Genomic DNA, 11452 nt, shown 5'->3' with positions numbered 1-11452 from the left:
TAGATCCTCTGTATGGTTCAGGTCTTTAACCGAGGAGCCGCCCCGGCGCAGCCGTTCAAAAGAAATAATCAATTCAAGCAGATATGCCAGCTAAACTGATCCTGTGTTTGTGTATCGCCTGCATCTTTTCAGGCGTCCGGGCGCAATTTGTTTCCTTCTCAGGACCGGAACTCGACAAGCTAAAAAATCGCATGGCTGCCGATCAGCAGGCTGCGGTGCTGTATTCAAAGTGGAAGCGTACAGCCGAAGCGGCGTTGGCGTCAAAGCCGCAGCCAATCGAAAAAATCAGGTCGCAGGGCTTACTCATGGGAAACCCCGCGAAAACAGCAAGCCTGAATGCGGTGGCCGATGCGCCAAAAATGTATGCGCTTGCCCTTGTGTACCGGATCGAAAAGGACGAAAAGTACCTTAACAAGGCAACAGAATTTCTCTGTTCCTGGGCGCGCACAAACCAGGCGACCGGTAATCCTGTCGACGAAACCAAACTCGAGGAAGCTTTTCTCGCGTTCGATTTGATCCGACCGGCCGTCAAAAGGAAACAGCGTGACAGTATAGCCCGTTGGCTCAACAGCATCGCGGCTGCTGAATTGAGTGCTGCCTCGGCCAAGGAAGGACGGTCAACAGCAAAAAACAACTGGAATTCGCACCGCATTAAGATCATGGTGCAAACGACGCTGGCTACAGGCACGCGGCAATTCAAGGCGGCGATCGATAAAGCGATCAGGACACAGCTTGCCCTGAACCTGCAGGCAGATGGCTCGACCTTCGACTTCCATGAGCGCGACGCCTTGCATTACCACATTTATTCGCTTGAACCGTTGCTCAAGGCCTTGATAGCCTGGAGGCGTGCCGGCAACACAGATTACTTCCGGTATTCAACTCCGGGCGGCGCATCATTAAAAAAATCGGTTGATTTTCTTCTTCCGTTTTTTACAGGTCAGAAACAGCACATCGAATTTGCCAATAGCAAAGTCGGTTTCGACAAAGCCCGGGCTGGCAATGGCGAGAAGGGTTATGTGCCCGCAGCATTTGTACCCGGCCGGGCCATTCCGGTCTTTACATTGGCCGCTTATTTCGATGCAGCCTACACTGCGGTGTTAAACCACGCTGAACCCCGGCCAGCGGCGTACCTAGACTGGGAACTGCTGTCGTCTGAAGTTAAAGCCGGAAGAAAATGAAAATCTTGATTGCTATTGGCTTCCTCGTCTGTTTAGCACCTAAACAACTGCACAAGGATTCTTTATCTGCCCGGACCCGGGAGATGCTCAGGAGCCGGGTTATCAGGGAGGCGAAGGCCGCTTTGCGTCTTGAGCCGGTTACCATCACGGCCTATCCGGCGTCCAGAAGTACGGGTACCCGGCATGACTTTTATTCGGAAGGCGATTACTGGTGGCCTGATCCTGCCAATCTGCAGGGCCCCTACATTCAGCGCGATGGCCTGAGCAATCCAGCCAACTTTGTTGCGCACAGGCAGGTCTTGATCCGGTTCAGTAAACTGACCGGAGCACTGGCTTCAGCCTACCTGCTTACCGGCGAGGAACGGTATGCGGTGCAGGCGCTCCGGCACCTCAAAGCATGGCTTGTCGAACCAGCTACGCTTATGAACCCTTCATTGGCTTACGCACAGGCGGTAAAAGGGCGTTTTACCGGAAGAGGTATCGGCATTATCGATACCATTCATTTGATGGAGGTGGCCAGAGCGATCATGGTATTTGGCGGCTCAACGCTTTTTCAGAAAGAGATGGGCGCTTTAACCGGCTGGTTTGAACGTTACCTCCATTGGTTAAACACCCATCCGTACAGCAAAGACGAAATGAACGCAAAAAACAACCACGGCACCTGCTGGGTCATGCAGGTAGCCTGTTTTTCAAGGCTTACAGGCAACAAGCCGCTGCTCGACCTTTGCCGGCAGCGGTTCAGGGAAATTCTCCTGCCCGGTCAAATGGCAGCAGACGGCAGTTTTCCACTTGAAATAAAGCGTACCAAACCCTACGGGTATTCAATTTTCAACCTCGATGCAATGGTGATGTGCTGCCTGCTGTTGTCTGATGGTGAAAATGACCTGTGGAATTATGCATTGCCTGATGGCAGGAATATCCGCAGAGCGCTGAACTTTCTTGAGCCTTACCTGAGAAATAAGAACAGCTGGCCTTATCCCCGCGATGTCATGTATTGGGATGAATGGCCGGTGGCGTCGCCCGGATTGCTTTTTTCAGCAATCAAGTTTGAAAACAAGAGCTGGTTCGATACCTGGTCAGGCCTGAATCACCAACCAGCAAACGATGAAATTATCCGGAATCTGCCTGTACGCAACCCACTGCTGTGGCTGGACCTGGTAAATCCCTGATGCTGTATAGGCGTGCATGGGAATATGCTGCCGAAAATGCAAAATTCCTGAAGCGTATCGCTGCAATTCATGCGGCGGTCGCTAAGCACTGAACACCAGGGCTTACAAAAAAGAAACAGTTGCGGCTGAAGCGTATCAATTGTTTCATAAGATGCTGATGTAAAGATAATTAGCGCTGTAAATTTTTTCGGGTTGCTCAACAAAATGCTATTTTGCGAGTCTGACGGTCGACCGGGTGGATTGATCATCCTGCAAGGCCCGGGCTATTGGCTGGCAATTCAACTTATAACTTCCAACAATGAAAAGAGCTATCATTTGCATCATGCTGCTTGCGTCATTGACCGCAGGCGCACAGAGGGATGCGATTAAAAAACAGTTTACGGCATTCGAACCACAGGTCGGCCTGTTACTTCGGGAAGCGGCCCGGGTAGCGCAAAACGGACGAAACTTCCCGCGCACAACAGAGAAAGGCAAGTTGAAAAATGTCATCTCCCGCGACTGGACAAGCGGCTTCTTCCCCGGCATGCTCTGGCTGATGTATGAGGGAACAGCAAATAAAAAGTGGCTTGAGGCGGCCCGGGAGTATACCGAAAAGATGAAGACCGAACAGTTCAATAAGGGTACGCATGATCTTGGTTTTATGATGTATTGCAGCTTTGGAAATGGCCTGCGTCTGACTGCCGATACCGCGTACCGAAAAGTACTGATCCAGTCGGCACAGTCCCTGATCAGCCGGTTCAACGAAAAGACCGGTGTGATCCGGTCATGGGACCACCACCAGGATGTCTGGAAATTTCCGGTTATTATCGACAATATGATGAACCTGGAACTGTTGTTTGAGGCCACCCGTTTAACCGGCGATTCCACTTTTCATAAGATCGCAGTACGGCATGCTGATGTAACGCTGAAAAACCATTTCAGGCCGGACCACAGCTCTTTTCATGTGGTAGACTATGACCCGGAGACTGGCCATGTGCGTAAGAAAATGACGCACCAGGGGTATGCAGATGCATCTGCCTGGGCACGCGGCCAGGCATGGGGGCTATACGGATATGCTGTTTGCTACAGGTATACCCGCGACAAGAAATACCTCGTGCAGGCAGAACATATTGCCGGCTATATCATCAGGCACCCGAGGGCAACTGCCGATCTCATTCCTTACTGGGATTATGATGCACCCGGCGCCGGCCAGCCGAGAGATGCCTCTGCAGCAGCTATAACCAGCTCTGCGCTTTTTGAACTGTCAACACTCTCGGGCAAACCGGAATACCGCCAAAAAGCTCAACTGATCGTGGATAACCTGGGCAGGGGCTACCGCTCAGCACCCGGGCAAAATGCCGGGTTTATTCTGGAACACAGCACCGGCCACCTCCCGGCCGGGAGCGAAATCGATGTACCATTGGTTTATGCCGATTATTATTACCTGGAAGCATTGCTTCGCAGCAAAAAATGATAAAAAAGCCTGCTGCATCTGCAGCAGGCTAAAGCACGCATTCAGGTAATTAGAATTTGACACCAATGCCAACCTGGAAGACCTGGTTTTTAAACTCAGGTGTACGGCTGGTACCGTCTTCGTTATTTTTCTGGAAATCCAGTGCATAGCGTCCGTGGATGTCGAACTGTTGGTTGATGTCGTAACGGAAGCCGATGACACCACCAACCAGGCTTTTACGGAAGCGGTCTGAATCTTCGTCGATCTGCTGTTCAATCGTACCTAGGTCGTTTTCGTATTTATTGTTGGTAGACAACAGGAACGATACTTGTGGTCCGGCAATGAGGTTCAGGCCTCCGACCAGGTTAATCCTGGCCAGCAAAGGGGCATCAATAAAATGTGTGGTTTGGGTAAAGGTGCCGAAAGGAGCATCAGCCTTGTAGCCTTTTGTTGAGTACACTAGTTCGGGTGCAAAAGCCAGCCTGTCTACGATCGGGATGTCGAGTGTTACACCACCATTGAATCCAACCAGATAGTCTGTGTTGAAATTGTTGTTCCCATCATCTTTGATGATGTTAGAAATGTTTAATCCGGCTTTCAGCCCTAACCTGATTTTGCTGTCGCTCTGTGCGCTGGCTGCAACTGTTACAAACAACGCGGCAGCCAAAAAGAATAATTTTTTCATAATGGTTTTAAAGTATGTTACAGTGCGCTAAGTAATAAACATGCCAATGTATCCTGGCGTTGGCTGCGCAGACAAAAACCGGGTGTATAGGGTCGATTTGACCTTTGCTTCTGGTAAAGTCAGTTTGTCGGTCAGGCGCGGGTATGTATCAAATTTAATACAAAAAGCAAAGCCACGCGGGAAATCAAAGCCTTGGTTTACCTTCGTATCGTGATCTTTAAACTGCTTGTTCTGCCGTTTGTTTTATCGACACTGGTGTGTACCACTGCCATGTACCTGTTGCTGCGCAAACGCGGCTTGCCGCGTCTTACGTTCTGGCTTTCGGTGGTATCGCTGGGGTTTGGTCTTGGTTTTATCTTTTTTATCGGGATATACCTGGTTTTTAGCAAACAGTATTTTAGGCAAATCAACTAACAACAACAACACAAAATGACCATTAAAAAACCAGTTTTTCTTTTTGCGCTGGCCGTTCTCGCTTCAGGTAAGCTGGCTGCTCAGCAACCCAGCTTTTCGGCATTGCTTGACGCGCCGCCACGCTGGGTCGACTCTGTTTTTAACAAAATGAGCCGCCATGACCGCATTGCACAGCTCCTTTTTGTGCGGGCACATACCAACCTGAGCCAGGCTTACCAGGACTCTGTTGGCCGGGTCATTAAAAACGAACACCTGGGCGGTGTTGTTTTTTTTCAGGGCGGTCCTGTCAGGCAGGCCGCATTGACCAATAAGTATCAATCGGTTAGCCGTTATCCGTTACTGGTGACTTCAGACGGAGAGTGGGGCCTGGGCATGCGCCTGGACAGCACCATGTCTTATCCCTACCAAATGGCCCTGGGAGCCATCCAGGACAAAAGCCTGCTTCACAAGATGGGGCTCGAAGTGGCCAAAGATTTCAAACGCATCGGTATGCACATGAACCTTGCGCCCGTCGTCGATGTCAACAACAATGCGCGGAACCCGGTCATCAATTACCGTTCGTTCGGTGAAAACAAATATAACGTTGCCCAGAAAGCCGGCGAATATGTGCGCGGCATGCAGGATGGCGGGCTGATTACCAGCATTAAACACTTTCCCGGACATGGTGATACGGATGTTGATTCGCATTACGACCTGCCGCAGCTTAAGTTCAGCAAAGAGCGGCTCGACACGCTTGAAATGTACCCCTTCCGCGAGCTGATCAGGCAGGGTGTTTCGGGCGTGATGGTTGCGCACATGAATATCCCTTCATTAGACAATACGCCTAACCTGCCGTCTACCCTGTCAAAACCGATCATTACCGATGTCCTGAAAAAGGAGATGAATTTCAAAGGTATTGTCATTTCAGATGCTATGGACATGAAGGGAGTGGTTAAATATTTTAAGGATGGCGAGGCCGAAGTACGGGGTATCCTGGCCGGAAATGACATCCTAGAGTTGTCTGAGAACAGCGTACAGGCAGTAAAAATGATTCGTCGCGCGGTACGCAAGGGCCGCATATCAATGGATCAGATCGATTCAAGTGTAAAAAAGATCCTGACAGCAAAGTATTTTGCAGGCCTGCACCAGGCAGATACCGTTAACCTGAGTAACCTCTCCGCAGATCTGAACCGCAGTGAAAGTGTGGCGTTGCGCCAGCAACTTGCCGACGCGTCGATGACGCTGCTGCGCGGGCAACAGTATGTAAAGACCCTTTCGCCGCTGCGCAGAACTGTCCTGATCAGTATTGGCATGCCCGAGGTATGTGTTTTTCAAAAAGAATTGGCAGCCTATTACAAAAACTCAGTCCATTATGTGCTGAGCAGCACGGCAAATGCCAACGCCATTGCCAAAATTCTCCGGGAAACGAGCGGGTTTGACCAAATGATCATTGGCATACATGATAGCCGGACCAGGCCCGGAAACAATATGCCCCTGAGCGCAGATGTCAGGAATTTTATTCGCGAAATGGCTGGGAAAAGAGCGGCTTTTGCCTTTTTTGCAAATCCGTATAATCTGGCCGCAATTCCAGGCCTTGAAAACAGCTCGGCACTGCTGGTTGCTTACCAGAAAGAAGAATGGATGCAAAAGGCCGCAGCCGCTGTATTTAAAAATGAGCTGATCGCTACCGGAAGACTACCTGTTACGGTAAACAGCTTTTTCAAATATGGCGATCGCGACGAAAAAGTTGCGGCCGCTCCTGCCGATTAATTACCTGGAAGCTTTTGCGGGTGGATTGACGGCTTCGACAGTCCACCCCTTTAAAAACTCCATCACTTTTTTTACGCTGTGACCTTTTCCTTCTTCCAGGTAGGCCGAGTTCTGAATGTGCAGCACTTTGCCTTTGCCGTCAATGACTAGGAACACCGGAAACCCAAAGCGGCCCGGATGGCCCAATGAAGCCAGCAAAGCCTCGTTTTTGTTTTCCGGGCTATAGTTGATCAGTACCTTTTCAAAGTTCTGGTTCAGGAAGTTTTTAAGTTCGGGCGTTGCCTCGACCAGGTTGTGAAAAGCAATGCACCACACACACCAGTTCCCGCCAACCTGTACAAACACATGCTTGTTTGTTTGCGCTGCTTTCGCTACTGCGGCCTTCAGTTCGGCCCGTGCATCGGCCTTTGGGTTATAAATGTTTGGTTTGTCCTGGCTAAAGGCGCCGGTGCTCACAAAGAGCAGCAGAATGCATATGAGTTTTTTCATGGTCTGTTAAAGTTGCCTGAGGTAAAGTTACAGTAAAAAGCGGCATCGTCCTATACAGGCTTTGGGCTGCGCCGTATAGTTCTATCTTTGTTTGGCATGTATACTTCTTATCTGGATTTGCATACCCACCAGACGCTGCAGCCGGCGGGGGTACAACGGGTGTTTAACGTAGATGTGACGGCTGAGTCTGAAGAGCTGCCGGGCGGCTGGTTTTCATGCGGCATACATCCCTGGCATGCCGAGCTGACCTATGAAAGCAACCTGACAAAGCTGCGCGCCCTGGCCGCCATGCCCGAAGCCCGGCTTATCGGCGAATGCGGACTTGACAAGCTGCGCGGTCCCGCTATGAAAGTACAGCTACAGACGCTTGGGATGCACGTAAAGCTGGCCGAAGACATGGGGAAACCGCTGATCATTCATTGTGTGCGGGCATTTTCAGAATTACTCGACATGCGAAAGCGTTTAAAAATCAACGTTCCGGTCATTATTCATGGCTTTAATAAAAAACCGGAACTGGCCCGGCAGCTTGAGCGGCAAGGATTCATGCTTTCTGTGGGTTCGGCAGCCTGCAAGCCGGGATCGGGGGCGGCCGCCTATGCTGCGGCCGCCACGGGGCCTTTCTTTCTTGAAACTGACGATGCCGGCATGGGTATAGACGATGTGTATGCGGCGGTGGCCAATCTGAGAAAAATCAGTGTTGAAGCGCTCAAAGATCGTATTTTTGCAAATTGGAAAAAGTTTAATCTAATTGACGTTTAATAGATCATGTCTGATTTGAGCTGGCTGTCGCGATCAGCCTTACTGGTGGGTAATGAAGGTATTGCCGCCCTGCAAACAAAACACGTACTTGTGGTTGGCCTTGGCGGTGTAGGGTCTTTTGCTGCAGAATTTATTTGCCGCTCTGGTGTAGGCGAAATGACCATCGTAGATGGCGATGTCGTTGATCCCTCAAACCGCAACCGGCAGTTGCCTGCTCTGGCAACCAACCATGGCGAATCTAAAGCTGTCATTATGCGCGAGCGGCTGCTGGCCATCAACCCGGACCTGAAGCTGCATGTGGTCAATGATTTCCTTACGCCGCAAAAATGCCGCGAAATCCTGGCCGGGCGTTTTGATTATGTCATGGATTGCATTGACTCGATTACCCCCAAAGTGACGCTGCTCTCCACGGCCTTACAGCAACAGATTCCGATTGTCAGCTCAATGGGCGCGGGCGGCAAGCTTGACCCGACAAAGTTGCGCGTTACCTGGCTTACCGAAACCTGGCAATGTGTTTTTGCGCACTATGTACGCAAGCGGCTGAAAAGGCTGGGCGATGCTTCACGGATCAAAGCTGTTTTCTCCACAGAAGAGGTCATGAAAGACTCACTGATCATGACAGACGGTAACAATTTCAAACGTTCGGCTTACGGAACCATTTCTTACCTGCCTGCGGCATTTGGCGGCGCATGCGCCTCGGTGGTGATCCGCGATCTGCTGGGTTATCCTGTGGCCCTGGAACAGCGCCCGGAGCGCATTCGCAAAAAGAAACCTGTATTGAGAAAAAGGGAAACCGTAGACTAAAACGACAATAATTCAGGCAGACTCATTTCAAATGCAGCAGCAATTTTCCGTAAAGTCAAAATTCTCGGATCCCTGCGCCCCTTTTCGATGTCGATAAGTTGATGGTGTTCCATATCTGCGATCAGGGCGAATTTACGCAATCCGACTGCCCTTTCATTTCGCAGGTCGGTAATGCGCTTGCCCAGAGCTATCTTGAACAAATCTTCACTACCATCTTTCATGATCGAAAGATGCTACCCGGTAAAAAATATTTTGGTACATTTTATTGTACCAGTGATAAATATTTCTTTTCTTTGAAATACGGGTGAGCAGAAAAATAATGAAACATCCTTTCGGGACCGGAAATTGTCTTAAAAATCGAAAAGTTGTGCGGGCGTCACCCCGAGCACGCGGGCATAGGTTGCGACATGACTGATGCTTGTGTTGACCTGACCGAGTTCAGTGCGGGCAATGTGGCTCTGAGATACGTTACAGAGCAGAGAGAGCCGTTCCTGTGAGAGTTTTTTCTCCTCGCGGACCGCTTTCAGCTTTTTGCCGAAGGCTTCGATGAAGGGCTGGTCTTTCAAATACTGCACGCAGCAAATGAAAGGTTATAATGAAAAATTATTAATAGCAAATTTGGTATAAACTAAAATTTTATTTACTTTCGGTTAAGTATTATATAAGAGTAAAATATACTATTTTGCGCTGTCTTCGAAATATCGAGGCACGCGCACTTCGATTCTCGTCCTTGGAACCTAGGAAATTTCGATTGGAAACGGGAGGATAAGTGTAAGTGCTCACGTCTTAAGGCGTGGGCCTGCTTATTCGTTTCCAGGCTTCCTAGGGCCTCAAGGACGATAGGTGGGTTCCACGCCTTTTTTTGGCTCCCAGCTTAAAGACGAACGGCACGATCATGAAACAGCATATAATCACAGTCGGTTTATACACGCCCCAAGCCGTCCTGACCAGCAGCCCCAGGCCGCTGGCAGGATGGTTGAAAGGCAATTCAAGCCCGCGAAGTTCTTCGCTGCCGCTTGTCATTCTGATCAGTCTTGTTATCTGCGGGCCTGAATAGGCGCGTTTTCCTAATCCCCATTCAACCAAACGCCCGGCAGGCTGTGCCACCGGGACTGCAATTTTTCAAAAAGATTATGAAGGAAAAAACAACAAAGTCTGTTGTAAGGGAATTGTTATGCCCTTTCATCAGCCATCAGCGGCAGGTTTTTCTGTGTCTGATGCTCTTATTCAATACCGGGGCTTTAGGGCAGGTTCCGGCATCCGCCGGCCTTCGGGCTGGCGGTGCCGTTCCTGAAATCAAGCTGAAAAAAGGCGACCCGGTGCCTGACCTGTCTTTTGCCGGCGCCGGGCCGGGTGGCAGTTCGCTTAAACTGTCAGACCTGAAAGGAAAATTGGTCATCCTCGATTTCTGGGCAACCTGGTGTGGCGCCTGCATTTCAAAGATTCCCACCATGGAGAAACTCCAAAAACAGTTCGGCGACAGGATTTCTATTATTATGGTTACTTATGAAAAGCGCACTTACACGGAAAGTTTTCTTAAAAAACTGGGCAATGGGAAGCTTCCTGGCTTGCTTCGGGTAAGCGACGATACAACGCTGCAGCAGGTTTTTAAACACAGGACATTGCCGCATTATGCCCTGATCGATGCAACGGGACGCTACCTTCTCGAAACAGGTGGCGAAGCCATCACAGCAGCCAACATCAACGCACTTCTGTCCGGACGCGTGAAAGGCATCCAGACAAAAAAAGATACCACGACTGCATACACAAGCGACATGGTGCTTTTTGATAACGGTAACGGTGGGCCGCTGCCAAAAACGGCCTATCGTTCGGTATTTTCTGGTCACGTGCCGGGTTTGGGCGGATTCTACAGTGTGAGGCGCCTGGCCGATACTACGGTATCACGGCTTTCCATGACTAACCTGGCTTTACCCCGGCTGTTCGGATTTGTGTATGGAGCCAGAAAGGCAAACTTCGATTTGCGCAGATGTGTGTTTCTCAATAAAGACCTGTCCCGTTTTACTCCTGAAAACCCGGGGCCCGAGTGGTATGTCAACAATACCTATTGTTACGAGCTGATCGTTCCGAAATCGCTTGAACACAGAAAATTTCAAATTGCACAGAAGGATCTTGATATCCTGTTTCCAGATATCGTTGTCACCAGGGAATTGATGTGGCGCAAGTGCCTTGCGCTCGTTCGTACCTCACAGGAAGACAAGATCAAAAGCCAGGGCGGTAAACCGGAAGTTAGAGCAGACCTTTTTGCGTATGACATGACCAATCTGTCGATCAAAAGATTTGTAAATGAAATGGACCTGAAATTTCTCCAGGCGCAATCGTATGCTATCGTAGATCAAACAAACTACACCGATCCGGTCGATCTGAGCCTGCGGGCAAAGCTCGATGACCTGGAGGCGGTAAACCGGGAGCTTTCCCGCTATGACCTGAAGTTCGAGATGCGGGAGCAGCAAATCGAAATGCTGGTTTTCAGGGATCGCGAGGCTTCACGGCACCCGGAAAAAACTGCCGGGCAGCAAAACAGCAATTAACGGCAAGCCGGGCTGAAGACAGTTGTGCTCAGCTTTTCCAGGCTGTGTACCTGCTGCCGCCGGCAACAAAGCGTGGCGTCATCGCTACTGCTTGCTTTAGCGGGCATGCGCAGCGGGCCTTGGTCAAAACGGTGTATCTGACTTTCGCTGGCAGCCGCTGTGGCTGTTGCCAGGGGAAAGGCTGAGCCCGTGCAGTATGGCTGTCGGCCCGCCAAACGGATATG

General features: G+C 50.3%; 12 protein-coding genes. 8 read left to right on the top strand and 4 right to left on the bottom strand.

Annotated elements, in window-relative coordinates; all coding sequences use genetic code 11:
- The first annotated feature begins 83 nt into the window (after positions 1-83).
- From C7T94_RS02380 to C7T94_RS02370, 3 genes are all read left to right on the top strand, one after another.
- Positions 84-1178 (top strand): alginate lyase family protein, encoded by a 1095-nt coding sequence (locus C7T94_RS02380; RefSeq protein WP_107213277.1) that lies wholly within the window; start codon positions 84-86, stop codon positions 1176-1178.
- The gene (locus C7T94_RS02375; RefSeq protein WP_107213274.1) at positions 1175-2347 is read left to right on the top strand and encodes an alginate lyase family protein; all 1173 of its coding nucleotides are present in this window, start codon (positions 1175-1177) and stop codon (positions 2345-2347) included. The genes C7T94_RS02380 and C7T94_RS02375 overlap by 4 nt, the downstream gene beginning before the upstream one ends.
- A gap of 298 nt (positions 2348-2645) precedes the next feature.
- Entirely contained in the window at positions 2646-3800 is a 1155-nt protein-coding gene (locus C7T94_RS02370) for a glycoside hydrolase family 88 protein (RefSeq protein WP_107213272.1), read from the top strand.
- 49 nt (positions 3801-3849) lie between these two features.
- Here C7T94_RS02370 and C7T94_RS02365 read toward each other — a convergent pair whose 3' ends face one another.
- Positions 3850-4464, bottom strand: coding sequence for a porin family protein (locus C7T94_RS02365; RefSeq protein ID WP_107213270.1), 615 nt, complete (start codon positions 4462-4464; stop codon positions 3850-3852).
- A 210-nt stretch (positions 4465-4674) separates the two neighbouring features.
- On the opposite strand from C7T94_RS02365, the gene C7T94_RS02360 reads away from it, so the two are divergent.
- Together C7T94_RS02360 and C7T94_RS02355 are read left to right on the top strand one after the other, a co-directional pair.
- A complete protein-coding gene (locus C7T94_RS02360; protein WP_162618517.1) occupies positions 4675-4878 on the top strand; it encodes a hypothetical protein in 204 nt (67 codons plus the stop codon).
- Positions 4879-4893: 15 nt separating this feature from the next.
- Entirely contained in the window at positions 4894-6627 is a 1734-nt protein-coding gene (locus C7T94_RS02355; RefSeq protein WP_107213266.1) for a glycoside hydrolase family 3 protein, read from the top strand.
- Here the strand turns inward: C7T94_RS02355 and C7T94_RS02350 are convergent, their stop codons facing one another.
- A complete protein-coding gene (locus C7T94_RS02350; protein WP_107213264.1) occupies positions 6628-7116 on the bottom strand; it encodes a thioredoxin family protein in 489 nt (162 codons plus the stop codon).
- Between the two features lie 96 nt (positions 7117-7212).
- On the opposite strand from C7T94_RS02350, the gene C7T94_RS02345 reads away from it, so the two are divergent.
- Positions 7213-7875 (top strand): TatD family hydrolase, encoded by a 663-nt coding sequence (locus C7T94_RS02345; protein WP_107213263.1) that lies wholly within the window; start codon positions 7213-7215, stop codon positions 7873-7875.
- Positions 7876-7881: 6 nt separating this feature from the next.
- Entirely contained in the window at positions 7882-8679 is a 798-nt protein-coding gene (locus C7T94_RS02340) for a tRNA threonylcarbamoyladenosine dehydratase (protein ID WP_107213261.1), read from the top strand.
- Here C7T94_RS02340 and C7T94_RS02335 read toward each other — a convergent pair.
- Together C7T94_RS02335 and C7T94_RS02330 are read right to left on the bottom strand one after the other, a co-directional pair.
- Positions 8676-8900, bottom strand: coding sequence for a helix-turn-helix domain-containing protein (locus C7T94_RS02335; protein ID WP_107213259.1), 225 nt, complete (start codon positions 8898-8900; stop codon positions 8676-8678). The genes C7T94_RS02340 and C7T94_RS02335 overlap by 4 nt on opposite strands.
- Positions 8901-9029: 129 nt before the next feature.
- Positions 9030-9254 carry a helix-turn-helix domain-containing protein gene (locus C7T94_RS02330; RefSeq protein ID WP_204353194.1) on the bottom strand — a complete coding sequence of 75 codons (225 nt, stop codon included), beginning with the start codon at positions 9252-9254 and terminating at the stop codon, positions 9030-9032.
- 558 nt (positions 9255-9812) lie between these two features.
- Here C7T94_RS02330 and C7T94_RS02320 point away from each other — a divergent pair.
- Complete coding sequence (locus tag C7T94_RS02320) at positions 9813-11228, top strand: TlpA family protein disulfide reductase (protein WP_107213255.1); 1416 nt, start codon at positions 9813-9815, stop codon at positions 11226-11228.
- Positions 11229-11452 lie beyond the last annotated feature (224 nt).

The sequence above is a fragment of the Pedobacter yulinensis genome (genome assembly GCF_003029735.1).
Classification (GTDB): domain Bacteria; phylum Bacteroidota; class Bacteroidia; order Sphingobacteriales; family Sphingobacteriaceae; genus Pedobacter; species Pedobacter yulinensis.
Note: the sequence above shows the minus strand (reverse complement) of the source record. Positions and strands in the feature narration are given on the sequence as shown.

Bases quoted from the DNA above. Each gene is read 5' to 3' on its own strand.
- C7T94_RS02380 (WP_107213277.1), top strand. From the start codon at position 84: ATGCCAGCTAAACTGATCCTGTGTTTGTGTATCGCCTGCATCTTTTCA.
- C7T94_RS02375 (WP_107213274.1), top strand. From the start codon at position 1,175: ATGAAAATCTTGATTGCTATTGGCTTCCTCGTCTGTTTAGCACCTAAA.
- C7T94_RS02370 (WP_107213272.1), top strand. From the start codon at position 2,646: ATGAAAAGAGCTATCATTTGCATCATGCTGCTTGCGTCATTGACCGCA.
- C7T94_RS02365 (WP_107213270.1), bottom strand. From the start codon at position 4,464: ATGAAAAAATTATTCTTTTTGGCTGCCGCGTTGTTTGTAACAGTTGCA.
- C7T94_RS02355 (WP_107213266.1), top strand. From the start codon at position 4,894: ATGACCATTAAAAAACCAGTTTTTCTTTTTGCGCTGGCCGTTCTCGCT.
- C7T94_RS02350 (WP_107213264.1), bottom strand. From the start codon at position 7,116: ATGAAAAAACTCATATGCATTCTGCTGCTCTTTGTGAGCACCGGCGCC.
- C7T94_RS02345 (WP_107213263.1), top strand. From the start codon at position 7,213: ATGTATACTTCTTATCTGGATTTGCATACCCACCAGACGCTGCAGCCG.
- C7T94_RS02340 (WP_107213261.1), top strand. From the start codon at position 7,882: ATGTCTGATTTGAGCTGGCTGTCGCGATCAGCCTTACTGGTGGGTAAT.
- C7T94_RS02335 (WP_107213259.1), bottom strand. From the start codon at position 8,900: ATGAAAGATGGTAGTGAAGATTTGTTCAAGATAGCTCTGGGCAAGCGC.
- C7T94_RS02320 (WP_107213255.1), top strand. From the start codon at position 9,813: ATGAAGGAAAAAACAACAAAGTCTGTTGTAAGGGAATTGTTATGCCCT.